The sequence below is a fragment of the Lentzea xinjiangensis genome, assembly GCF_900110955.1.
Taxonomy (GTDB): Bacteria; Actinomycetota; Actinomycetes; order Mycobacteriales; family Pseudonocardiaceae; genus Lentzea; species Lentzea xinjiangensis.
The window spans coordinates 1-22045 of the sequence record NZ_FOFR01000040.1; the positions used below are offsets into that span (position 1 = coordinate 1).

Annotated in this window: 22 protein-coding genes; 12 read left to right on the top strand and 10 right to left on the bottom strand. The window is 71.1% G+C overall.

Translation table 11 applies throughout. From position 1 onward, the window contains the following. Window positions 1–124: 124 nt before the first annotated feature. The 3 genes from BMW88_RS40125 to BMW88_RS40135 are packed head-to-tail and all read right to left on the bottom strand — an operon-like array spanning window position 125 to window position 3341. Complete coding sequence (locus BMW88_RS40125) at window positions 125–1129, bottom strand: beta propeller repeat protein (RefSeq protein WP_143116510.1); 1005 nt, start codon at window positions 1127–1129, stop codon at window positions 125–127. Window positions 1130–1141: 12 nt separating this feature from the next. After that, window positions 1142–2341, bottom strand: coding sequence for an MFS transporter (locus BMW88_RS40130; RefSeq protein WP_218148403.1), 1200 nt, complete (start codon window positions 2339–2341; stop codon window positions 1142–1144). Window positions 2342–2345: 4 nt separating this feature from the next. Further along, the gene (locus BMW88_RS40135; protein WP_089962299.1) at window positions 2346–3341 is read right to left on the bottom strand and encodes an ABC transporter substrate-binding protein; all 996 of its coding nucleotides are present in this window, start codon (window positions 3339–3341) and stop codon (window positions 2346–2348) included. A gap of 260 nt (window positions 3342–3601) precedes the next feature. On the opposite strand from BMW88_RS40135, the gene BMW88_RS40140 reads away from it, so the two are divergent. Continuing rightward, the gene (locus BMW88_RS40140) at window positions 3602–4507 is read left to right on the top strand and encodes a C40 family peptidase (RefSeq protein WP_089962353.1); all 906 of its coding nucleotides are present in this window, start codon (window positions 3602–3604) and stop codon (window positions 4505–4507) included. 263 nt (window positions 4508–4770) lie between these two features. Beyond that, entirely contained in the window at window positions 4771–5715 is a 945-nt protein-coding gene (locus tag BMW88_RS40145) for a C40 family peptidase (protein ID WP_245778392.1), read from the top strand. Between the two features lie 146 nt (window positions 5716–5861). Here the strand turns inward: BMW88_RS40145 and BMW88_RS40150 are convergent, their stop codons facing one another. Next, window positions 5862–6164, bottom strand: coding sequence for a hypothetical protein (locus BMW88_RS40150; protein ID WP_089962304.1), 303 nt, complete (start codon window positions 6162–6164; stop codon window positions 5862–5864). Window positions 6165–6569: 405 nt separating this feature from the next. Then, window positions 6570–7214 (bottom strand): hypothetical protein, encoded by a 645-nt coding sequence (locus tag BMW88_RS40155; RefSeq protein WP_177221671.1) that lies wholly within the window; start codon window positions 7212–7214, stop codon window positions 6570–6572. 136 nt (window positions 7215–7350) lie between these two features. Between BMW88_RS40155 and BMW88_RS40160 the strand changes: the two genes are divergently transcribed. Genes BMW88_RS40160 through BMW88_RS40175 form a run of 4 tightly spaced genes read left to right on the top strand, consistent with a single transcriptional unit; the run spans window position 7351 to window position 11305 of the window. Beyond that, the gene (locus BMW88_RS40160; protein WP_089962307.1) at window positions 7351–8052 is read left to right on the top strand and encodes a VIT1/CCC1 transporter family protein; all 702 of its coding nucleotides are present in this window, start codon (window positions 7351–7353) and stop codon (window positions 8050–8052) included. A 25-nt stretch (window positions 8053–8077) separates the two neighbouring features. Beyond that, window positions 8078–8299 (top strand): hypothetical protein, encoded by a 222-nt coding sequence (locus BMW88_RS40165; protein ID WP_089962311.1) that lies wholly within the window; start codon window positions 8078–8080, stop codon window positions 8297–8299. A gap of 7 nt (window positions 8300–8306) precedes the next feature. Beyond that, window positions 8307–8984, top strand: a complete 678-nt coding sequence (locus BMW88_RS40170; RefSeq protein WP_089962313.1) for an HAD family hydrolase — start codon at window positions 8307–8309, stop codon at window positions 8982–8984. Beyond that, window positions 8981–11305 (top strand): glycoside hydrolase family 65 protein, encoded by a 2325-nt coding sequence (locus BMW88_RS40175; protein WP_089962315.1) that lies wholly within the window; start codon window positions 8981–8983, stop codon window positions 11303–11305. Before BMW88_RS40170 ends, BMW88_RS40175 begins: the two co-directional genes overlap by 4 nt. A gap of 72 nt (window positions 11306–11377) precedes the next feature. Here the strand turns inward: BMW88_RS40175 and BMW88_RS40180 are convergent, their stop codons facing one another. Next, a complete protein-coding gene (locus BMW88_RS40180; RefSeq protein ID WP_089962357.1) occupies window positions 11378–12349 on the bottom strand; it encodes an alcohol dehydrogenase catalytic domain-containing protein in 972 nt (323 codons plus the stop codon). Window positions 12350–12434: 85 nt separating this feature from the next. On the opposite strand from BMW88_RS40180, the gene BMW88_RS40185 reads away from it, so the two are divergent. The 3 genes from BMW88_RS40185 to BMW88_RS40195 all read left to right on the top strand — a co-directional run bounded on the left by BMW88_RS40185 (window position 12435) and on the right by BMW88_RS40195 (window position 15673). Beyond that, the gene (locus BMW88_RS40185; RefSeq protein WP_089962318.1) at window positions 12435–13601 is read left to right on the top strand and encodes a beta-1,3-glucanase family protein; all 1167 of its coding nucleotides are present in this window, start codon (window positions 12435–12437) and stop codon (window positions 13599–13601) included. An 81-nt stretch (window positions 13602–13682) separates the two neighbouring features. Then, entirely contained in the window at window positions 13683–14354 is a 672-nt protein-coding gene (locus tag BMW88_RS40190; protein WP_089962321.1) for a response regulator transcription factor, read from the top strand. Beyond that, window positions 14351–15673, top strand: coding sequence for a HAMP domain-containing sensor histidine kinase (locus BMW88_RS40195; RefSeq protein WP_245778393.1), 1323 nt, complete (start codon window positions 14351–14353; stop codon window positions 15671–15673). The genes BMW88_RS40190 and BMW88_RS40195 overlap by 4 nt, the downstream gene beginning before the upstream one ends. Window positions 15674–15790: 117 nt before the next feature. On the opposite strand, the gene BMW88_RS40200 is transcribed toward BMW88_RS40195, so the two are convergent. Then, window positions 15791–16609: an ABC transporter permease subunit gene (locus tag BMW88_RS40200; RefSeq protein ID WP_218148404.1), complete on the bottom strand. Its 819-nt coding sequence runs from the start codon at window positions 16607–16609 to the stop codon at window positions 15791–15793. A 41-nt stretch (window positions 16610–16650) separates the two neighbouring features. Beyond that, window positions 16651–17511, bottom strand: a complete 861-nt coding sequence (locus BMW88_RS40205) for an ABC transporter ATP-binding protein (protein WP_089962332.1) — start codon at window positions 17509–17511, stop codon at window positions 16651–16653. Window positions 17512–17610: 99 nt separating this feature from the next. Between BMW88_RS40205 and BMW88_RS40210 the strand changes: the two genes are divergently transcribed. Both BMW88_RS40210 and BMW88_RS40215 read left to right on the top strand, forming a co-directional pair. Further along, entirely contained in the window at window positions 17611–18660 is a 1050-nt protein-coding gene (locus tag BMW88_RS40210) for a sensor histidine kinase (RefSeq protein WP_177221672.1), read from the top strand. Next, a complete protein-coding gene (locus BMW88_RS40215) occupies window positions 18657–19301 on the top strand; it encodes a response regulator (protein WP_089962340.1) in 645 nt (214 codons plus the stop codon). The genes BMW88_RS40210 and BMW88_RS40215 overlap by 4 nt, the downstream gene beginning before the upstream one ends. Here the strand turns inward: BMW88_RS40215 and BMW88_RS40220 are convergent. Both BMW88_RS40220 and BMW88_RS40225 read right to left on the bottom strand, forming a co-directional pair. Further along, entirely contained in the window at window positions 19287–19907 is a 621-nt protein-coding gene (locus BMW88_RS40220) for a DJ-1/PfpI family protein (RefSeq protein ID WP_089962343.1), read from the bottom strand. The genes BMW88_RS40215 and BMW88_RS40220 overlap by 15 nt on opposite strands. Continuing rightward, a complete protein-coding gene (locus BMW88_RS40225) occupies window positions 19907–20860 on the bottom strand; it encodes a GlxA family transcriptional regulator (RefSeq protein ID WP_245778394.1) in 954 nt (317 codons plus the stop codon). The genes BMW88_RS40220 and BMW88_RS40225 overlap by 1 nt, the downstream gene beginning before the upstream one ends. Before the next feature lie 90 nt (window positions 20861–20950). On the opposite strand from BMW88_RS40225, the gene BMW88_RS40230 reads away from it, so the two are divergent. Continuing rightward, window positions 20951–21955: a GDSL-type esterase/lipase family protein gene (locus BMW88_RS40230; RefSeq protein WP_089962349.1), complete on the top strand. Its 1005-nt coding sequence runs from the start codon at window positions 20951–20953 to the stop codon at window positions 21953–21955. Window positions 21956–22045 lie beyond the last annotated feature (90 nt).

The window sequence follows — 22045 nt, forward strand, 5'->3', positions numbered from 1 at the left end:
GGGCGTTACTGTGCACGCGAGGACCTCCGTGTGCCGATGGGATGCGTCAGACACATCCACTCCGCCCGGAGGTCCTCCCATGTTCAACCCGACACCCCGTCAACAACCTGATTAGTCACTACAGCTAGACGGCGACGGTCCGCCAGGTCGCGCCCGCGTCCTCGGACCGGTACAGCTCCGCGAACTCCTGGCCGGGACCGCCCCGCACCAGCACGACGTGGCGCGCGTCCGCGAACGCCAGGTCCTCCAGCGGCGGTCCGCCGAGCGTGAGCGGTGTGTCCCACTTCTCGCCGAGGCCGCGGTGCACGAACGACCAGTCGCGGCCGGTGGCGGCCACGAGCGCCACGTCCGGCGAGACCGCGAAACCGGTGGTGATGCCCTCACGCGGTGGCACGCTGACGGTCTTGAACGGGCCGCCGTCGGACTTGCGCAGTTCCTTCGACATGTCCCCGAAACCGGGATCGAAGCTGCACAGGGCGAACCGGCTGGAGCCGGCCGTGCCGAGCCGGGTGGCCGCGAAGTCCGCGCACGGCGGCGGTTGTTCCGCCCAGCCCGCCGCCGACCGCGTCCAGTAGCGGTTCACCTCACCGAAGCGCGCCAACGACACCTGGCCCGGCGCGAGGTCGCCGAACGCCTGGCCCGCCACCTCGACGCCCGGCACCGGCTGCCACGGACCGGACCACAGCTCGCGGTGGAACAACCGGGACGACGTGCCGTCGTAGACCACCGCGAGGAACCCGGAGTCGTCGAACCCCAGTGCGCCAACGGTTCCCTTGAGGCCCGACGGCTCCCAGCGGACGCCGCCGTCGCCGGTGCCGAACAGCTGCTCCCCGTCGGTCACCACGCCCGCCACGTCACTCGCGAAGACCACGCGCAGCCGGCCCGTCTCCGGCACGGCCAGCGCCGGTGTCCGCACGCGCGTCCACGACGTCCCGCCGTCGACCGTGCGGACGAGCTGCGGGCAGTTCGCGGTCCGGCACAGGGTGTCGAGGCCCAGCACCCAGCCGCGGCCGGCGGACGTCCACGACGTCGACGCGGGCACCACACCGGTGCCGGCCCGCGCGGCGGAGGTGGTCAACCCGGTCAGCACCAACGAGATCGCCACAACAGCAAGGCGTTTCCCCCACATCGCCTTCTCCCCTCAAGAGGCTGGTTCCCACTCAACACCTCCCGCCCTGGCAGCGGCAACCACCCAGCCCGCCACCAGCACGCCCGCACCACCGGCCAGGACGAACGTCAGCCGCGGCCCCACCGCGTCCAGCAGCAGGCCGCCACCGATGTACGACACCGCCGCCGCCACACCGATCCCGCCGTAGAAGTTGCCGAACACCCTGCCCGCCCGCTCGGCGGGCACCAGCCGCTGGATCAGCGTGCTGTGCGCGACGTCCATCGCCGCGATGCCGAGCCCGCGCACCGCCTGCAGCGCGAACGCCGACGCGACACCCCACGCGAGACCGGTGAACAGGTTGCCGGCGCTGCTGACCACGAACCCGGTGATGAGCAGCGCGACCACGCCCATCCGCGCGGAACCCCGCGCCAGCAACGCGTACCCGGCCAGCAGGCCGGCTCCCACCGCGCCGAGGACGATCCCCGCGACGTTGTCGGGCTCGCCGAACACCTCCGTCGTGAGCTGGAGCACCGCGACGTCGTCGATCGCCGTGCACGCCACGACACCGCAGAAGCCGAGGAAGAGGATTCGCAGCGCCCGGTTCCGCCAGATCTCGCTCAGCCCGGCCCTGGCGCCGGCGAGCACGGACTCCCCCGGTTCCGGCGCCACCACCAGTGCCGGCAACCGCAGCAGCACCAGCGCCGACAGGCCGAACGACACCGCGTCCACGAGCAGCACACCGCGGGTGTCGAGGAACGTCAGCAGCGCCGCGGCGAGCAACGGCCCGATCACGTCGGCGCCGGTGGAACCGAAGCCCAGCGCGGTGTTCGCGCGCGCGAGGTCCTCGCCCGCGACCAGGCTGGGCACGGCGGCCCGCGAGGCGGGCAGGAAGATCTGGCCGATCACGGCACGCACGCCGACGAGGACCAGCAGGACCGGCAACGGCGGCAGGGTGAGGGCGATGACCGCCAGCAGCACGCCCTGCGCGGCCTCGCAGACGACCATCACGGTGCGCCGGTCGAACCGGTCGCCGACCACCCCGGTCAGCGGGCTGAGCAGCGCCGGCGCGAAGTCCCCGACCAGCAGCAGCGCCGCCACCGCGATGGCCTTGCCCAGCACCGACTGCACGTGCAGCATCAGCGTGACCAGGCTCAGCGCGTCCCCGACAACGGAAACGGCCCGTGCGGTGACGAGCACGCGCAACGGGCCGTTGTCCTTCAGCAGCGTCAGCACACGGTCATCGTGCCAATGCCTGTTCGAGCTGGTCAGCCAATTTGTTCATGATCTTGGCGTAGGACCGGTGGCTCAGCGGCGCGACCGCGTTCCACTCCACGAACCTGTTCGCCTGCACGGCGGGCAGCGCCTGGAAGACCGGGTGGCCTTCCTTCATCTGCTCCGGGTTGAGCACGTGCTGGCGGGTGTCCCACATGATCACGTGCTCCTTGTACGTGCCGGAGTTCTCCCACGACAGCGACTGGAAGTAGCCGCCGCCCTCTGAGTCGGGCTTGTCCGGCGTGAGCAGCGGCAGGCCGAGCTCCTTGGCGTACCAGTCGAGGTCGGGGTTGCGCGCCGGCACCGCGACGTAGAAGAGCTTCGGGTCCGCGCCGACGACCTGGATCTTCTGGTTCGCGGCCTTCATCCTCGCGCCGATGGCCTTGAGCCGGTCCGCGGCCTTGGTGAACGCCTCCTCGTCGGCCTTGACCTGGGCAGAGCCGGTGTCGCCACCGAGCGCCGCCGCCAGCTCGCGGAAGCGCTTGACGCCGTCCGGGAGCTGGATCTTCGACTGGCCGATGCCGACGGTCGGGGCGACCTTGAGCACCTTTTCCTCGAACTCGGCGGTGAGGTGCCAGAGCCCGGTGACCTCCGGGTAGTAGCCCGCGACGACCAGGTCGGCGTTCAGCGCGGCGAACTTCTCGACGTCGATCTCACCGTAGCCGGGGCCGGTGACGTCGGTGACCTGGCTCGGGTCGATGCTGCCCGCCTCCGGGTCGGTGCTGCCGTCCGCCCGCTTGAGCGGGCCGAACGTGCCGACCACGTTGACGCCGTAGTCCTTGAGCGCGCCCGCGGCGGACACCTGGGCGACGACGCGCTCCGGCCGCTTCGGGGCGGTGACCTCCTTGCCGCGATCGTCCTTGAACGACCACTGACCCTGACCCTGCTGCTCCGTGGGAGCGTTCCCGCCACACCCGGCCACCAGGCCGAGCAGCAGAACCGCGGCGACTGTCCTGCGCACCTGTCCACCTCCTGAATTAGGCTTGCCTAACCTATCAAAGGACTGTCCAAGACGGACATACGGGTGAGTTTGTGACGGTCCGGAAGCGCCTCGTCACCTGCGGTCCGGCCGGTTCGCGCCGTGATCGGGCTGAACCGCCGCACCCGTTCGGCCGTAGGCCCCCTCAGAAGCCGTTCCGACTCCGAGGAGGCCGCGTGCCCGGCCGACGTGCTGCAAGGACAACCGCTCTGGCCGCTGTGGTCGCCGCGACGGTGGTGTCGATGCCCTCGGCGCACGCGCAACCGGCCGCGGACGCGCTCGCCACCTACAACGAGCTGACCCAGCAGGCCGAGAAGCTCAACCAGGACCACCTCAAGGCGCAGGGCGAGCTGGCCAGGGCCAACTCGACCGTCGTGGCCGCGACGGAGGCGGAACAGCAGGCGCTGGCCGAGTCCGCGCAGTTCCGCGGCCAGGTCGACGTGCTGACCGAGGCGACGTTCGAGGGCGCCCGGTTCACGAACATCTCGGCGCTGCTCACGTCGACGTCCCAGCAGGACTTCCTGGAGCGGATGCAGGCGATGACCATCATCGCCGCCGACCAGAACGAGGCGGTGGCGCGGCTCGACGCCACGCTGAGCGCGGCCAAGAAGGCGCGGGCCGACGCCACCGGCGCCGCCGCGGCGGCCGACAAGTTCGCGGCGGACGTGTCCGCCCGCAAGGCCGCCATGGACCAGCAGGTGGCCGCGGCGCGGACGAAGTACCGGTCGCTGTCGGCGCCGCAGAAGGCCGTGCTGGCCTCCCCCGGCGACAAGTCACCGGTGCCGGTCCCCTCGAACGCGGCCGGCATGGCGCTGAACTTCGCGCTGGGCGAGCGCGGCAAGCCGTACGTGTTCGGCTCCAACGGTCCCAACTCGTGGGACTGCTCTTCACTCATGCAGGCGGCCTACCGGGCGGCCGGCATCTCGATCCCGCGCGTCACCTACGACCAGGCGAAGGTCGGCCGCGGGGTGACCCGCGCCCAGGTCGCACCCGGCGATCTCATCATCTACTACTCGGGCCAGTCGCACGTGGCGATGGCGGTCGACGGCGTCCGGGCGGTGCACGCGTCGACCGAGGGCGTGCCGGTGAAAATTGCCGACATCGACTCGATCGGACCCATTTCGGTGATCCGTCGCGTAGTCGGGTGACGATTGTCTCGACCCCGCGATCAGCCGACGTACCGGGCTGTGAGAGCGTGCCGTGAGGAAAACTGGTGGGATCCGGTGGTAGACGAACACAAGGTCGTTCCGTAACCTGACCGAGACCTTCGGCCCAGCAGTTAACCCACTCGGGGCACACGCCAAGGTTGCCGCCTCACGCGCAGTAGTTGTCGCGTTGGCGGCCGCCAGGACAAAGGAGGACCCGCGACGTGGTGTCGCACCCCTCACGACGCACCGTGCGTGGAGCATTCGTGGCGACGGCGGCTGTCGTCGCGGCCGCCATGCCCACGACTCAGGCCACCGCACAGCCTTCGACCGCCGACGCGCTCGCGAAGTACAACGAGCTGTCCGAGAAGGCCTCCCAGCTCAACCAGGACCACCTGAAGGCCCAGGGCGACCTCGCGGCCAAGCAGGGTGAACTGGACAAGGCCAAGGCCGACCTGGCCAACGCCCAGAAGGCCGAGGAGTCCCTCCGCGGTCAGGTGGACCTGCTCACCGAGGCCACCTACGGCGGTGCGCGCTTCAACCAGATCTCGGCACTGCTGGTGAGCGACTCGCAGCAGGACTTCCTCAACCGCATGTCGGCCATCAACATCCTCGCGGCCGACAACGCCGAGGCCCTGCAGAAGCTCACCGACGCGGTCAACACCGCCGACGCGGCGACCAAGACGGCCAACGAGGCCACCGAGGCGTCGAAGAAGCTGCTCGCCGAGATCGAGAAGAAGAAGGCCGACCTGCAGAAGCAGCTCGACGAGGCCCGCGCTCAGTACAACTCGCTGAGCGCAGCCACGAAGACCGCGCTGAAGAACACCGGCGACATGTCGTCGATCCTGGTTCCGCCGGGCACCGCGGGCAAGGCCCTGGACTTCGCGCTGCAGCAGCGCGGCAAGCCCTACGTCTACGGCTCCAACGGCCCGAACACGTGGGACTGCTCGTCGCTGATCCAGGCGGCGTACCGCTACGCGGGCGTGTCCATCGGCCGCACCAGCTACGCACAGGCCGCCGCGGGCCGTTCGGTGTCCCGCAGCGAGGTCAAGGCCGGCGACATCATCGTCTACTACTCCAGCCAGTCCCACGTGGCGATGGCGGTGGACAACGTGCGCGCCGTCCACGCCTCCACCGAGGGCGTGCCGGTGAAGATCGCCGACATCAACTCGATCGGCCCGATCAGCGTCATCCGCCGCATCGAGGGCTGACCGCGCCCTGCCGAAGCCGGCGACGCCCCCTGCTCACCGAGCAGGGGGCGTCTCGCTCTCCCGCTCGCGCGGAACGGGCCGGGCACCTCGCGCGGTGCCCGGCCCGTTCCGGCGGCGGGGCGGTTCTCCACCCGCCCGGGAAACGATCAGGTCGGCTGGTCCTGGCGCGCGATGGCGAAAGCCGCGTTGCCCTCGTCGTCCTGGCGCACGTCGAGGACCTTGTCCTCGAGGAACTGGGCCGCGGCGGGCTCCATGATCACCTTGGCCCCCGCCTCGGCCGTGACCACCTCGTCGCCGTCGACGGCCTCGCTCAACGACAGCTCCAGGGCGGCTTGGGCCTCGTCGTCGGTCGACAGGGCGAAGCGCAGGCCGACGCCGTCGTCGGCTCCTTCCGACTGTGCCGTGAGCTCGTTGATGACCTCGGCAGCCATCGGCGTGACTTCGAGCATGTCGGCCCCTTCATCAGGAAACAAGAAACTCGTACCGAGTTCCCGGCCTGGGCCGCGTTCAACCACCGCTCGCCGAATACGCGGGGGTGAATCGGTCGCTCTCGCGCTCTGCACGGCGCGGAAGAATGAGGGGAAAGAACCATCGATGCAGGTCATCCGCCTGCAAGCTGGATGTGGGCCGGCTCCGGAATCGACCACGGACGCGTGGTGGCGGCAGCCGGGAAAGTGAGCGGAACTGAACCGCTTGCGCAGGTCAACGGACTTCGAGCCGACGTGGGGCCCGACCCCGGACACGATCGCGGATGCCTGAACGCATCAGCCCGATCGAACGGGCCTCCGCACCCCGCCTCCGAGGCACCCACCAGAGGCAGCGCCCGCACGGCCAGGCCGGGCGCACCGCCACCACTAAGCGACGCGGTGCGCCGGACGCGCCACCTCGTTGCGGACGTGCCCGCACGCCGAGCACACCCGCGGGACCGGCACCAGCTCGGCCACCAGCCGCCACGAGTCGGCAAAGGAAGGCGCCTCCTGCCCCGGCACGAGCAGGCTGTCCAGCACCTCCTGCCGGCGGCGCCCCTTCTCCCGGCTCCGCTCGACCGGATCACGCCGGTGCGCCAGCGCCCTGGACTCCGCCCGCGCCCGCTCGCCCTCGGAGGTGAGGCCGGGGCGGGACCGGGGCGCGTGCAGGGCGGCGTTGCGGCGGTTCACGCGGTACCACTCGCCCAGCGACATGCCCGCGAGCGGCGGGCGGGCCAGCCCGGCGCCGTCCGCGGTCCAGGTGCGCAGGCGGGCTCTCAGGAACTCGTGGGCCACCTGGGCCCGCGACCTCGGCCTGCCCTGGCGCGTGCCGTCCGGCCTGGTGTCGACGGCCACGAGCAGGGCGTCGACGCTCCAGCCCGCCGCGAACCACGGCTCGAGCAGGCGGCGCACCCACCGGCGGTCGGCGTCCGGCCACGAGGCGCGCACGCACAGGGACTCGACGGCGATGTCCACGTCGGCGTCGGTGGACGGCACCACTCGGCCCGGCCAGCGACGGGGTTCGATCTGCATCGGAACTGACCTCCTCTAGCACGCACACGAACACCTGTTCGACATGGTGCCACGCAGGTCTGACAAAAACCGAACACTTGGCCCCTGACCAGGCAAAACATCCACCGGATGGACGTACTCCGGCTACTCTGCGGCCATGGCGCACCACGAGCCCCACGACGAGGTCACCGGCGACCGGATGAACTGGCTGCGGGCGGGAGTGCTCGGGGCGAACGACGGCATCGTCTCGACCGCGAGCCTCGTGGTGGGTGTCGCGGGCGCCACGACGGACCGGACCCAGATCCTCGTCGCGGGCCTCGCGGGCCTCTTCGCCGGCGCGATGTCCATGGCGAGCGGGGAGTACGTCTCGGTCAGCAGCCAGCGCGACGCCGAGCGCGCCCTGCTCGCCAGGGAGCGCCGCGAGCTCGCGGACGCGCCCGAGGAGGAGCTCGAAGAGCTCAAGGAGATCTACGAGGACAAGGGGCTCGACGAGGCCACCGCCGGAGAGGTCGCGCGACAGCTCACCGAGCACGACGCGCTGGCCGCCCACGCCGAGGCCGAGCTGCACATCGACCCGGACGGGCTGACCGACCCGTGGGGCGCCGCCGTCGCGAGCTTCCTCTCGTTCACCGCCGGTGCCCTGCTGCCGTTGGCCGCCATCGCGTTCACCCCGACCGGCCTGCGCGTGCCCGTCACGGTCGCCGCCGCGATCCTCACCCTCGCCCTGACCGGGTTCGTCAGCGCGAAGCTCAGTGGCGCGAACAGGCGCCGCGCCATGATCCGCAACGTCGCGGGCGGACTGGTCGCGATGGGCGTCACCTACGCCATCGGCTCGCTCGTCGGCCAAAGCATCGGATGAGACCGAACTGGGTATTGCCCACGGCATGAGCGAAGACCGTGGGGCATACGTCCCGGAAGACCTGGACTACGAGGGGCTCGACGAGGACAACCTCCAGAAGGACCCGCTGGAGGAGGGCATGGACCCGCCGGAGGACTGGGCCGGGTCGACCAAGTACGGGATGACCGAGTACGAACAGGCCCACCCCCGCCCGCTCGACGAACGACTCGCGGAAGAACGCGGCGACGCCGGAGAGACGGGGGCATGATCACAGCATGAGCCTCGGCATCCCGGAGAAGATCACGGCGCTGCTGTTCGACCTCGACGGTGTGCTCACGAGCACCGCCGTCCTGCACCGCCAGGCGTGGCGGCAGACCTTCGAAGCGATGGGCCAGCCGTTCAGCGAGCAGGACTACCTCGCTCACGTGGACGGCAAGCCGCGCTACGACGGCGTCCGCAGCTTCCTCGCCTCCCGCGGCCTCACGCCGCCGGAGGACGAGGTCCGCCGCATCGGCGACCAGAAGAACGAGCTGGTCAACCAGATCATCGACGAGCAGGGCATCACGCCCTACGACGGCTCGGTGCGCTACCTGCGGGCCGCACGGGAAGCGGGCATGCCGATCGGCGTGGTCACGTCGTCGGCCAACGCCATGCGCGTGCTGCGCGCTGGCAACCTGCTCGACTACGTCGACGCCCTGGTGGACGGCAACGTGATCACCGCGTCGAACCTGCGGGGCAAACCGGCGCCGGACTCGTTCGTCGAGGGCGCCAGGAGGCTGAAGACGGCGCCGGAGAACGCCGCCGTCTACGAGGACGCGCTCGCCGGTGTGAAAGCCGGGCACGACGGCGGGTTCGGTTTCGTCGTCGGCGTCGACCGCGGGCACCAGGCGGAAGCGCTCAAGGCAGGCGGCGCCGACGTGGTCGTCAACGAGCTCGACGAGCTGCTGTCATGAGCTACGCGATCGAGCCGTGGCAACTGCGCTGGCAGGGCCTGGCCGTGGACCAGCTGCACCGGACCGAGTCGACGTTCGCCCTGTCCAACGGCCACATCGGCATGCGGGGCACCCTCGAGGAAGGTGAGCCGCGCGGCCTGCCGGGCACGTACCTCAACGGCTTCCACGAACAGCACCAGCTCCCGTACGGCGAAAAGGGCTACGGCTACCCCGAGGCCGGGCAGACGGTCGTCAACGTCACCGACGGCAAGATCATCCGCTTGCTGGTCGAGGACGAGCCGCTGGACATGCGCTACGGCAACGCGATCGAGCACGAGCGGACGCTCGACTTCCGCTCCGGCACGCTGCGCCGCCGCACGCTGTGGGAGTCGCCGACCGGCCGGCGGGTGATCGTCCGCAGCGAACGGCTCGTCTCGTTCACCCAGCGCGCGGTCGCCGCCATTCGCTACGAGGTCGAGCCGATGGACGACGTGCAGCTCGTCGTGCAGTCCGACCTGCTCGCCAACGAGCCGATCCAGAGTCGCAGCAACGATCCTCGCGTCGCCGCCGCGCTGGACTCGCCGCTGGTCAACGACTTCATGACGGCGGAGAAGACGCGGGCGGTGCTGTGCCACCGCACCAAGGCCTCCGGTCTGCGGATGGCCGCCGCGATGGACCACGAGATCGACGTCGCCGGCAGCTCCGACGTCCGCACGGAGATCCGCGCGGAGGACGACCTCGCGAGGTTCACCGCGGCCGCCGACGTGGCCGCCGGCAGCAGCCTCAAGCTCACCAAGTACCTCGGCTACGGCTGGTCCGGCAAGCGGTCCACGCCCGCGCTGCGGGCGCAGGTCGAGGCCGCCCTGGCGGGCGCCTGCCAAACCGGCTGGGACGGGCTGCTGGCCGAGCAGCGGGAGTTCCTGGACAACTTCTGGCAGGTCGCCGACATCGAGGTCGACGGCGACGACCAGTTGCAGCAGGCGATCAGGTTCGCGCTGTTCCACATCATCCAGGCCGGTGCCCGCGGGGAGACCCGCGCCATCCCCGGCAAGGGCCTGACCGGCCCTGGCTACGACGGCCACGCGTTCTGGGACACCGAGATGTTCGTGCTCCCGGTGCTCACCTACACGCTGCCCGACGCGGCGCGCGACGCGCTGCGGTGGCGCCACTCCACATTGGACGCCGCGCGGGACCGCGCGGAGGTGCTGGGGCTCAAGGGCGCCGCGTTCCCGTGGCGGTCGATCAACGGCGCCGAGTGCAGCGCGTACTGGCCGGCGGGCACGGCGGCGTTCCACGTCTCCGGTGACGTCGCGTACGCCACGCAGCAGTACCTCAACGCCACGAACGACGAGGACTTCGACCGCGAGGAGGCGACCGAGATCCTCGTGGAGACGGCGCGGCTGTGGGCCTCGCTCGGCCACCACGACCCGCACGACGGCTTCCGCATCGACGGGGTCACCGGGCCGGACGAGTACTCGGCGATCGTCGACAACAACGTCTACACCAACCTGATCGCCCAGCAGAACCTGCGGGCCGCCGCCGACGCCGCGGAACGCAACCCCGGCAGGACCGACGCCACCGAGGACGAGATCGCGGCCTGGCGCAGGGCCGCGGACGCGATGGCGATCCCGTACGACGACATGCTGCGGGTCCACCCGCAGGCGGACAACTTCACCAAGCACGCGGAGTGGGACTTCGAGAACACTCCCGAGGACAAGTACCCCCTCCTGCTGCACTTCCCGTACTTCGACCTGTACCGCAAGCAGGTCGTGAAGCAGGCGGACCTCGTCCTCGCGATGCACGTGCGCGGTGACGCGTTCACCGCCGAGGAGAAGGCGCGCAACTTCGCCTACTACGAGGCCCGCACGGTGCGCGACTCGTCGTTGTCGGCGGGCACGCAAGCGGTGCTGGCCGCGGAGGTCGGGCATCTCGACCTGGCGTACGACTACCTGGTCGAAGCCGCGTTCACCGACCTGCACGACCTGCACAACAACGTCAACAACGGCCTGCACATGGCCTCGCTGGCGGGCTCGTGGACGGCGCTGGTGGCCGGCTTCGGCGGCATGCGCGACCACGGCGGTGAGCTGACGTTCGCGCCGCGGCTGCCGGACGCGCTCACCCGGTTCTCGTTCCGGATGTGCTTCCGTGGCACGAGGATCGCGGTGGAAGTGCGGGAGGCCGAGGCGACCTACCGGATCGTGGACGGCGCGAAGCTCGAGACCCGCCACCACGGCGAGCCGATCACGATCACGGCGGACCAGCCGGTGACCATGCCGATCCCGGCGGCTCCCCGGCTCGAACGGCCGGCGTTGCCGTTCGGCCGGGAGCCCCGCGGCCGTTAGCCGGGGTGCGGGGAGACGTGGTGGTGCGCGACCAGGTCTCCCCGCACCGTCCCCCGCACCGGCGGGGAACCCTCACAGCTCCAGCACCACCTTCACGTCTCCCGGCCGGTGCTCGAACGCCTCGGCGTAGGACTCCAGCGGAACCCGCCGGGTGATCATCGCCGACAGCCAGTCGTCGTCCGCGCGGTCGAGCACCGCGGAGGCCTCGCGGTAGTGCCGCACGTTCGCGTTGACCGTCCCGAACACGATCCCGTTGCGCAGCACCAGGTCCCGGTTGGCCTGCCCGATGTCCGCGGGGACGACCTCGGAGGACGGCACGCCGGTGAGGCACACCAGGTCGCGCCCGAGCAGCCGCGCGACGAGCTCCGGCGCCCCGGTCGCCTCGATGACGACCGGGTGGTCGGGCAGCGACCGGTGGTAGGTCGCGCCCAGCGACTCGACCAGGCCGGGCTTCGGGCCGTCGGCGGCGAGGTCGAACACGTGCACGTCCAGGCCGCGCTGCACGCCGATCAGCGCCGCCAGCAGCCCGATCGGGCCCGCGCCGGTGACCAGGACGCTCTCGAACCCGAACACCGCGAGCCGGTCCAGCCGCTCCCAGGCCTTGACCACCACCGACGCCGGTTCGACCAGCACACCGGTCGTGGAGCCGACGCCGACGGCGTACTCGGCCGGCACCGTCCACAGCGTCGAGCCGTACCCGTCGAGCCCGGTGATCCCGCGCTCGGTGTACCGGCCGTTGCGGCACATGTCGAACTCGCCGCGCGCACAGGCCACGCACGGCTCCGGGTCCGGTCTGCGCACCACTCCCGCGACCAGCGAGCCGGGTGCGAAGCCGGGTCCGCTGATCACCCGGCCCAGCGACTCGTGGCCGATCACGAGCGTCCCGCCGGTGCCGAACTCACCGCGGACGATCTCGCGATCCGTCCCGCAGATGCCGACCGCGAGTCCTTCGACCAGCAGGTCCCCTGGTCCGGGCTCCGGGTCCGGCCGCTCGGCCAGTGCCAGGGAGCCGGGTCGTGCAAGATCCACCGTCAACGCGCGCATGAGATCCATTCTTGACAGATCAACACGATCCCGCTGACTATGAGAGCGCTCTCACGCAACCCTGTCTCAGTGAGGAGATAGTCCGATGCGCAAGCTCCTGCTGCTCGCGACATCGGCCCTACTCGGGCTGACAACGATGTCCCCACCCGCACAAGCCGCTCCGCCACCCCTGCTCCCGCTCACCGTCACCAACGAGTCCGGCCGCGGCGACGCGGTCCACCTGTACGTGTTCGGCGAGATGGGCGGCCGGCTCGGGTACGTGAACGCGAACGGCCAGTTCACGCCCTGGTCCGGAGGCGGCAACCCACCCACCCCCGCGCCGGACGTGTCGATCCCCGGTCCCGCCAGCGGAGCGAGCAGGACCCTGCAGATCCCGCTCAACCTCGCGGGCGGGCGGCTCTACATGTCGTTCCGGGACAAGCTGAAGTTCTCCCTGGTGCCGGGCGGTCTCGTGCAGCCGGCGCCGTGGGCCGCGGGCGACCCCAACCGCGACATCCTGTTCGACTGGAGCGAGTTCACCTACAACGGCGGCGGGTTGTGGCTGAACAGCTCCCAGGTGGACATGTTCGCGGTCCCGCACGCGGTCGAGGCCACCTCGCAGGCCGGCGCCACCAAGCGCACCGGCCAGCTCGTGCCGAACGGCCGCAACCGCATCTTCGACCAGCACCAGCAACTCGGCGGCGATTGGTCGCGGCTGGTCCACACCCGCTCCGACGGCACGCGGCTGCGCGTGCTGAACCCGAGCAAGGGCCTGGACGCCGGCCTGTTCTCCAGCTCGTACTACGCGGGCTACGTCAGCAGCGCGTGGGCGACCTACCAGAACACGCCGCTGACCGTGGTGCCGTACCAGAACGAGCCGAACCGCAGGTTCACCGGCCGCACCAGTGGCGGCGTGCTCAACTTCACCGACTCGTCCGGACGGCAGGTCGCGTCGTTCCAGCAGCCGTCCACCCGCGACGTCCTCAACTGCGACGGGCGGCTCGCGGCCCCGAACAACGACGTCGGCGCGATCTCGCGGTCGCTGTGCGCGGCGCTCAACCGGTCGACGCTCGGCTACCTGCACACCCAGCCGACCTACAACGCGAGCGAGTTCTACACCCGCGCGACGACCAACCACTTCTCGAAGATCGTGCACCAGAACATGGCCGACGGTAAGGCGTACGGCTTCGCGTTCGACGACGTCGGTGCGTTCGAGTCACTTGTTCACGAACCGAACCCGCGTTCCGCCAGGGTTGTTCTCACTGCATTCTGACCCGAAACGTTCTTGCTTTTGATCGACTGACCCCCCACTGTGTGAGAGCCGTCGCCGCGGCTCTTACACAGTGGAGTCGTCGTGTGCTTACGGGTCCTGCTCGTCGAAGACGACGAGCGAATCCGGCGGGCGTTGAGCCTCGCCTTGTCCGACGAGGGTTTCGCCGTCGACGAGAGTTGTTCCGGTGAGGAAGCGCTGCCGCGGCTGGAGAAGGAGCCGTTCGACGTGGTGCTGGTCGACCTCACCCTGCCCGGCCTCGACGGGCTGGAGCTCGTGCGGACCCTCAGGTCCCGCGGTGACCTGCCCATCATCGTCGTGACGGCGCGCACGGACGCCCGTGACGTGATCGCCGGACTGGAGGCGGGAGCGGACGACTACGTCACGAAACCGTTGATGGCGAGCGTTCTCGCGGCGCGCATCCGCGCGTTGTTGCGGCGGCGCGGACCCGGCCGGGAATTCGTTCGGATCGGCGATCTGGAAATCCGTCCGCAGGAAGGGCTTGTGCACCGTGCGGGCGAACGGGTTCACCTCACCAGAACGGAATTCCGGCTGCTGCTGGAACTCGCTGGTGCGGGCGGCCGAATCGTCACCAGGGAACAACTGCTGCAGAAGGTCTGGGGCTACGACTACTTCGGCGACACCCGCCTGCTCGACGTCCACATGCGCAGACTTCGCCGCAAGGTGGAAACGAACCCGGACGATCCGGCGTTGCTGCTCACCGTGCGCGGCACCGGATATCGGATCGGCTCGTGAGGCTGACCCTGCGCTGGCGGGTCGCGCTCGCGTTCGGCTCCGGTCTCCTGCTCGTGACGAGCGTGCTGGCGTTCGCGACGTGGAACCTCGCCTCCGGCTACCTGCTGCGGCAGCGGGAGGCCTGCGCGAAGCGGCAGGCCGAGGTCAACGTGCGGCTGGTCGAGCAGTCGCTGTCCTCGCCGGGCCTCGGTGAGCTGCTGACCGGGCTCACCACCGGACCCGACTCGTCGATCCTGGTGCTGAGCCCGGACGGCCTGGTGAGCGCGGGCCGCGGGGTCGAGCCGGCGCAGTTGCCCGCCGCACTGGTCGAGCACCCGCCCACCAGCGAGCGGATCACCGTGAACGGCCTGCCCGTGCTCGCCGTGGCGCGGCCGGTGGCGGGCGGCTCGGTGTACGTCGAGCTGTTCGGGCTGCGGCAGCTCAACCGCACCTCCACGTTCATCGGCGCGGTGCTGATCGCCGGCACGATCGGCTCCGCGCTGCTCGGGGCGGCGCTGGGGTCGTGGGCGTCGAAGCGGGCGTTGCGGCCGCTGTCGGAGCTCAACTCCGCGGCGGACCGCATCGCGGGCGGCGATCTGCGCGCCCGGCTGCCCGACCAGGACGACCCGGACCTCGCCGCGCTGGCGGCGAAGTTCAACTCGACGGCGGCGGCCCTGGAGCAGCGGGCGCTGCGGGACGCGCGGTTCGCCTCGGACGTGTCGCACGAGCTGCGGTCGCCGTTGACGACGATGGTGAACGCGAGCGCGTTGCTGCGGCGCCGGCGCGAGCACCTGCCGGGCACCGCCGGGACGGCCTTGGAACTGCTCACGTCGGAGGTCGACAGGTTCGCGCGGATGGTCGTGGACCTGCTGGAGATCTCGCGCTCCGGCCAGGTCGACGACCCGCCACCGGAGGAGATCGCCCTGGACGCGCTGGTGCGCAACGTGATCGCGACGCGGACCGCGGTGCCGCTCGACCTCGAGCCGGTCGTGGTGCTGGGCGACCGGCGGCGGCTCGACCGGGTGCTGACGAACCTGCTGGACAACGCCGAGCGGCACGCGGGCGGCGCGGTGCTCGTGTCGGTGCGCAGGTGCGGGCCGGTGGTCCGGCTGGCGGTGGAGGACCGCGGGCCCGGGGTGCCGGAGCCGTTGCGGGAGGAGATCTTCGAACGGTTCTCGCGCGGCGTCATGGCGGGCAGCCGGGGTGACGACACGGGCAGCGGGCTGGGGCTCGCGCTGGTCCGCGAGCACGTGCACCGGCTCGGCGGACGGGTGTGGGTGGAGGACCGTTCGCCGCGCGGTGCGCGGTTCGTCGTCGAGATGGTCCCCACGCAGTTCTGACGACTGGCCGCTCGGGCGGGGTTCACCGGGTCGCACGTTCCGGACGTGCCCGGCCTGTGAGCCGCACGACCGCGACACCCCACGCGGAGTCGCGGTCGTGCTCGGCGTGCCCTGCCGCTACACGAGGTCGCGGCGCACCTTCAGAAGCGTCGCCGCGCCCAGGAACACCACGACGTAACCGGCGAGGAAGACCGCGGCCGTGGTGCCGCCGAGGTTGGTCAGCACACCGGGCGCACCGGATCCGCCGACCGCGCCGGCCAGGTTGCCGGCCGAGCCACCGGGCAGGACCTCGGTGAGCGACTCGACCGGTCCGAGCAGCGCCCCGACGCCGCGCAGCAGGTTCTCGGTGACGATCGCCCACATCAGCCCGAGACCGACGGCCAGCGCGGGTCCCCTGGTGACCACGCCGAGGAAGACGCCGAACGCCGTCCACATGGCGGCGATCAGCAGTGACGCGCCCAACGCCTCCAGCGCGCCGAGCCCCGGCAGGCTCCACTCCCAGCCCTCGGCCGACGCCACCGCGACGGCCGCGCCCAGGTCGACCACGAACGTCAGCGCGACCAGGACGACCACGATGATCCCCAAGGCTCCCAGGGTGCCCGCCATCGCCGAGACCCGGCGCGGGCCGGCGGTCAGCGTGGTCTTCCAGGTGCCCCAGCCGTAACCGCTGCCCACCGCGAGCGCCGCGAGCACCAGGATGATCGCGCCGCCGAACATCGGCAGGCCGCGCACCACGGCCGCGCCCACGTTCTCCGGCTGCATCGCGCTGATGAGCTGCTGCTGCGAGAGGTCGCGCGTGTCGGCGCCACCGTTGAGGGCGAGGTAGTTGAACACGTAGCCGAACGTCAGCGTCATCACCAGCCAGACGCCGATCAGCACCCACGTCGCCGGCCACTTCCACAGCCGCAGCAGCTCCGCCTTCACACTGCCCAACACGCCGCTGCCCAACACGCCGCTGCCCAACACGCCGCTGCCCATCACGCCGCTCCCGTCATCTCGAAGAAGACCTCTTCCAGCGTCCGGCGCAGCGGCCGGACCTCCCGCACGTCCACATCCGCGCGCACCAGCGTCCGCACCAGCGAGCCCGCGTCGGTCTGCCGCACGTGCAGCACGTCGCCGTGCACCGAGCTGCCCTCGATCAGCACGTGCGCCTTCTCGATCGGGTCGGCGCGGACCAGCAGCACGGTGTCGCCGCGGAGCTGCTCGACCGTGTTCTCCGCGACGAGCCGGCCCCGCGAGATCACCCCGACCCGGTCGCAGACCTCCTCGACCTCGCCGAGCAGGTGGCTCGACAGCAGCACCGTCTGGCCCCGCGCCGCCAGTGCACGCACCAGGTCGCGCATGTCCGCCATGCCCGCCGGGTCGAGGCCGTTGGTCGGCTCGTCGAGGATCAGCAGCTCCGGCCGGCCGAGCAGGGCCGCGGCGACGCCGAGCCGCTGCTTCATGCCGAGCGAGTAGCGCCGGAACTTCTCGTGCGCGGCGCCCGCGAGGTCGACCTGCTCCAGCACCGCCTCCACGTGCGTCCCGGCGACACCGCGGCGGGCGGCGTGCACGCGCAGGTTGTCGCGGCCGGACAGGTACGGGTAGAAGCCCGGCCCCTCGATCAGCGATCCGACCCTGCGCAACGCCCCAGGAGTGCCCGGCGGCTCCCCGAGCACCCTGGCCGACCCGGCCGTGGGCCGCACGAGGCCCAGCAGCATGCGGATCGTGGTCGTCTTGCCCGCGCCGTTGGGACCGAGGAACCCGTAGACCTCGCCCCGCCGCACGGACAGACTGACCCCGTCCACCACTGCGCGGTCGCCGTAGCGCTTCGTCAGCTTCTCCGTCGTCACGATCATGGGTCCAACGGTGGCCCCGCGCGAACCCGGCGTCGTCCGCCCCGGAGCGTCATGAAGATACGCACATCTGCGTACGTCCCCGGTCGTATCGTCGGCGGCATGCGGATCAAGTGGCAGGACGTGGCGCTGACGGTGGCGCTGCTGCTCTTCGGCCTCGCCGGGACGCGGTTCGCCGCCCGGCTGCAGGGCGCGGAGGCGCTCGACGTCACCGGCTACCTGCTGATCACCGCGGCGGCCTGCGGCCTGCTGTTCCGCTCCGTCCGTCCTTTGTGGACGGTCGCGGTCACCACCGCGGCCATCGCGGTCTACCTGGCGCTGGGCTACCCGTTCGGCCCGGTCCTGGTGAGCGGTGTCGCGGCGATGTACGCGGTGGCCGTGCACGCGCGCATCGAGCCGGCGGCGGCGTCGGCCCTGCTCTACGCGCTGGCGATCCTGCCGTGGTGGAAGGACTCGGTGACGTCGTGGATCACCTGGTCCGCCGGCTGGATCCTGCTGCCGGTCGTGGCCGGTGTGCTGGTGAAGCTGCGCAGGAAGTCCGTTGTGGACGTGCGCGAGCGGGTGGTCATCTCCGAACGGCTGCGGCTGGCCCAGGAGGTCCACGACGTCGTCGGCCACGGCCTGAGCGTCATCGCGATGCAGGCCGGGGTCGCGTTGTACGTGCTGGACAAGGACCCCGCGAAGGCACGCGCCTCCCTGGAGGCCATCCGCGAGACCTCGAAGGAGGCGTTGGAGGGCTTGCGGTCCGAACTGGACACGTTGCGCGGCTCGGCACCGCTCACCCCGGCGATCTCGCTCGCGGACCTCCCCGCGCTGGCGGCGCGGATGCGCGAGGCGGGGCTGGAGGTGTCGGCCGAGGTCGACGAGGTCGACCTGCCCGGCAGCCACCAGCAGGCCGTCTACCGGATCGTGCAGGAGTCGCTGACCAACGTCCTGCGCCACTCCTCCCCCGGCGTCACCGCCTCCGTCAAGGTCTACGCCGTGCGCGGCGAGCTCGTGGTCCACGTGACCGACACCGGCACACCGGGCTCCTACACCGAAGGCCACGGCATCAGCGGTATGCGATCACGGGCGGAAGCGCTCGGCGGCACGCTCGAGGTCGACGCGGCGAACGGTTTCGCGGTGATCGCCCGGATACCGTTGCCGTCATGATTCGCGTGGTGGTGGCCGACGACCAGCCGCTGGTCCGGATGGGGCTGCGGACGTTGATCGAGACCGAGGACGGCGTCGCGTTCGCCGGCGAGGCCGCGGACGGACGGGAGGCCCTGTCGCTGATCCGGTCGGTCAAGCCCGACGTGGTGTTCCTCGACATCCGCATGCCGCTGATGGACGGCCTGGAGGTGCTGCGCCGCGTCTCGGCCGATCCCGCCTGCACCGGGGTCAGGGTCGTCGTGCTCACCACGTTCGACCTCGACGAGTACGTGTTCGAGGCGCTGCGCACCGGCGCGTCCGGGTTCCTGGTCAAGGACTCCGACCCCGCCGACCTGCTGCGGGCCGTGCACGTGGTGGCCGACGGCGGGTCGCTGCTCTCACCGTCGGTGACGCGCAGGGTGATCGACAGGTTCGCGTCCGGCGCGTCGGCGCGGCCCGTGCCGCACCTCGACAAGCTGACCGAGCGCGAACGGGAGATCATGCGGCACGTCGCGTCGGGCGCGTCCAACGACGAGATCGCCGACCGGCTGGTGATCTCGCCCGCGACCGTCCGCACGCACGTGTCGCGGGCGATGGTGAAGCTGGGCGCGCGCGACCGCGCCCAGCTCGTCGTGTTCGCCGTCCAGTCAGGCCTGACGTGAGTCGAACGCGGCCTGGAGGCCCTGGGCGATCTCCGGCGGGATCGAGTCGTAGGAGCGCGGCGGCTGCGGGTCGTACTCGATGCCGCACTGGACGGCCTGCGCGACCACCTCGCCGAACTCGGCCTCGACCAGCCGCAGCGCCATGTCGATGCCCGCCGACACGCCCGCGCCGCTGACGACCTTGCCGTCGAACACGACCCGGTCGGTGCTCACCTCGACGCCACGGGCTTCGAGGTCCTCGCGCGCGGCCCAGTGCGTGGTCGCCCTCGTCACCAGGCCGGCTTCCGCGAGCAGCGTCGACCCGGTGCACACCGACGTCGTCCACTTCGTCGTCGGGTGGACCGCCCGCAACCACTCGACCACGCCGCCGGAGTCCGCGAGCAGCTCGCGCCAGTGCCCGGATCCCGGCACCACCACGACGTCGGTCGACTTGAGCGTGTCGAACGTGTCGGTCGGCACGACGCTCAGCCCGTTGTCGGACGTCACCGGGTCGAGTGACGCGGCGACGAACCGCGTCGTCACGACCGGCACCGAGGCGAGCACCTCGAACGGACCGACGAAGTCGAGCGCCGTCATCTTCGGGTAGAGCACGAAAGCAGCTTCCATCAAGCGACTCCGGTCGTCCGGAAACGGGCGCGGTAGCTGCCCGGCGACACGCCGAGCACGCGCAGGAAGGCCCGGCGCAGGGTCTCGGCGGAGCCGAACCCCGACTGGCGGGCGACGAGGTCCAACGAGTCACCGGTGCTCGCCAGCCGGTCGGCGGCGGCCTCGACGCGGGCTCGTTCGACGTACTGCGCGGGCGAGACGCCCACGCTGCGGGAGAAGACGCGGGCGAAGTGCCGCACGCTCATCATGGCGTTGCGCGCCATCATCGGCACCGTCCACTCGCGCGCCGGGTCGGCGTGGATGTCGTCGAGCAACGCGCGCAACGAGCCGTCGGCCACCGGCTTCGCGCGGGTGTGCACGCTGAACTGCGACTGACCGCCCGAACGCTGCAGGAAGACGACCAGGTACTGCGCGATCCTGCGGGCGAGCGCGGGCCCGTGGTCCTGCTCGACCATGGCGAGCGAGAGGTCGATGCCCGCGGTCACGCCGGCGGACGTGGCGACCTGCCCGTCGCAGACGAAGATCGCGTCCGGCTCGACCTCGACCCCGCGGTCCTCGAGCTCGCCCGTGAATGCCCAGTGCGTGGTCGCTTTCCTGCCCTCGAGCAACCCCGCGCCGGCCAGCACCACGGCGCCCGTGCAGACACCGGCGACGCGCCGCGACCTCTCCGCGAGGCGCCGCAGGTGCGCCGTGAGCACCGGATCGGCCGCGGCCTCGTCGTACCCCCAGCCGCCGACCACGAGCAGCGTGTCGATCGGGCGGTCCAGCGTGCGCAGGTCGGCTCCCGCCTCGACGCGCACCCCGGCGGTCGCCGTGAAAGGTCCTCCCCCGAGCGTGGCGATCGTGACCCGGTAGCGCGGCTGGCCGTAGTTCGCCGACTGGAAGACCTCCACCGGTCCCGCCAGATCCAGCAACGCCGTGCGGTCGTAACCGACCACGACTACTTCCCTCAAGTTCCCCACATCTCCACTTTCCTCATCACATGAGGTGGCGGCAACGCCATATCCCCCTCGCATTCGGCCACCCCCGTAAACTCGGCGGCGATGCGCAGAGTGCTGCCCCTCGCGGTGATCGGACTGCTCGCGATCCTGGTGATCGTGAGCGACCACCCGTTCCCACCGCCCTCCGATCCCGACCGCGAGTCCAGGACCGCGGTCGTTGCCCTCGGCGACAGCACGATGTCCGGTGAGGGCGCGGGCAACTACGAGCCGGGCACCGACGGCGAAGACGGCGGCAACTGGTGCCACCGCTCGCGGGACGCCGAGATCCTCAAGGCGGCGGTCGAGGCCGACCAGCGGATCAACCTGGCGTGTTCGGGCGCGAACTCCGACAAGCTGCGCAACGAGCAGCTCCCCCGCCTGCGCGAGGTGGCGGCCGCCAACCGGGTCGTCGGGATCGTGGTGGCCGTCGGCGCGAACGACGACCCGCGCTTCGCCGAGATCCTCAACAAGTGCTTCGAGGCGTGGGGCAAGCGCAGCGACTGCACGTCGTCCGTGGCGCCGGAGTGGACCAAACGCGTGCGGCGGATGGTCCCCAAGGTCGAGAACACGCTGAGCGCCATCCGCCAGACCATGCGCGACTCCGGCTACCTCGACTCCTCCTACGAGCTCGTCGTGCAGTCCTACGCGGCGCCGGTGTCGCCGAAGATGCCCCGCTCGCTGCAGAACCTCTCCGGCTGCCCGCTGCGCACGAGCGACCTGGAGTGGGTCGTCGAGGAGGCGGTACCCGAGCTCTCGAACGGCCTGCGCGAGGCCGCCGCGAAGGTGAACGCCCGTTTCCTGGACCTCGCGCGCGCCGGCGAGGGCCACGAGGCGTGCGTGGGCGGCGACGACCCGTCGTCCGAGTGGTTCACGCGCCTGGCGGTCGACTGGGACGGGCTGAGGGACCAGCGGCGCTCCTCGCACGCGTTGCAGGAGTCCTTCCACCCCAACGCGCGCGGCCACGAGCAGATCGGCCGCTGCCTCACCGAGTTCCTGGCCTCCGACGAGCGCGACGGCGCGTGCGTGCCGCGGCTGGACGGCTCGCTCGGCCTCACGACGGAGGGCTAGGCGGTGTTTTAGATGTGGCGTAGCCAGATGTTGATGGCGGCGACGTGGACGGTGGCCTGGTAGCGGGTGGCGAGTTTGTCGTAGCGGGTG

Excerpts from the sequence above, each read along its gene's own strand:
- BMW88_RS40125 (WP_143116510.1), bottom strand. The coding sequence starts at position 1,129 with ATGTGGGGGAAACGCCTTGCTGTTGTGGCGATCTCGTTGGTGCTGACC.
- BMW88_RS40140 (WP_089962353.1), top strand. The coding sequence starts at position 3,602 with ATGCCCTCGGCGCACGCGCAACCGGCCGCGGACGCGCTCGCCACCTAC.
- BMW88_RS40150 (WP_089962304.1), bottom strand. The coding sequence starts at position 6,164 with ATGCTCGAAGTCACGCCGATGGCTGCCGAGGTCATCAACGAGCTCACG.
- BMW88_RS40155 (WP_177221671.1), bottom strand. The coding sequence starts at position 7,214 with ATGCAGATCGAACCCCGTCGCTGGCCGGGCCGAGTGGTGCCGTCCACC.
- BMW88_RS40160 (WP_089962307.1), top strand. The coding sequence starts at position 7,351 with ATGGCGCACCACGAGCCCCACGACGAGGTCACCGGCGACCGGATGAAC.
- BMW88_RS40165 (WP_089962311.1), top strand. The coding sequence starts at position 8,078 with ATGAGCGAAGACCGTGGGGCATACGTCCCGGAAGACCTGGACTACGAG.
- BMW88_RS40170 (WP_089962313.1), top strand. The coding sequence starts at position 8,307 with ATGAGCCTCGGCATCCCGGAGAAGATCACGGCGCTGCTGTTCGACCTC.
- BMW88_RS40175 (WP_089962315.1), top strand. The coding sequence starts at position 8,981 with ATGAGCTACGCGATCGAGCCGTGGCAACTGCGCTGGCAGGGCCTGGCC.
- BMW88_RS40180 (WP_089962357.1), bottom strand. The coding sequence starts at position 12,349 with ATGCGCGCGTTGACGGTGGATCTTGCACGACCCGGCTCCCTGGCACTG.
- BMW88_RS40185 (WP_089962318.1), top strand. The coding sequence starts at position 12,435 with ATGCGCAAGCTCCTGCTGCTCGCGACATCGGCCCTACTCGGGCTGACA.
- BMW88_RS40205 (WP_089962332.1), bottom strand. The coding sequence starts at position 17,511 with ATGATCGTGACGACGGAGAAGCTGACGAAGCGCTACGGCGACCGCGCA.
- BMW88_RS40210 (WP_177221672.1), top strand. The coding sequence starts at position 17,611 with ATGCGGATCAAGTGGCAGGACGTGGCGCTGACGGTGGCGCTGCTGCTC.
- BMW88_RS40215 (WP_089962340.1), top strand. The coding sequence starts at position 18,657 with ATGATTCGCGTGGTGGTGGCCGACGACCAGCCGCTGGTCCGGATGGGG.
- BMW88_RS40220 (WP_089962343.1), bottom strand. The coding sequence starts at position 19,907 with ATGGAAGCTGCTTTCGTGCTCTACCCGAAGATGACGGCGCTCGACTTC.
- BMW88_RS40230 (WP_089962349.1), top strand. The coding sequence starts at position 20,951 with ATGCGCAGAGTGCTGCCCCTCGCGGTGATCGGACTGCTCGCGATCCTG.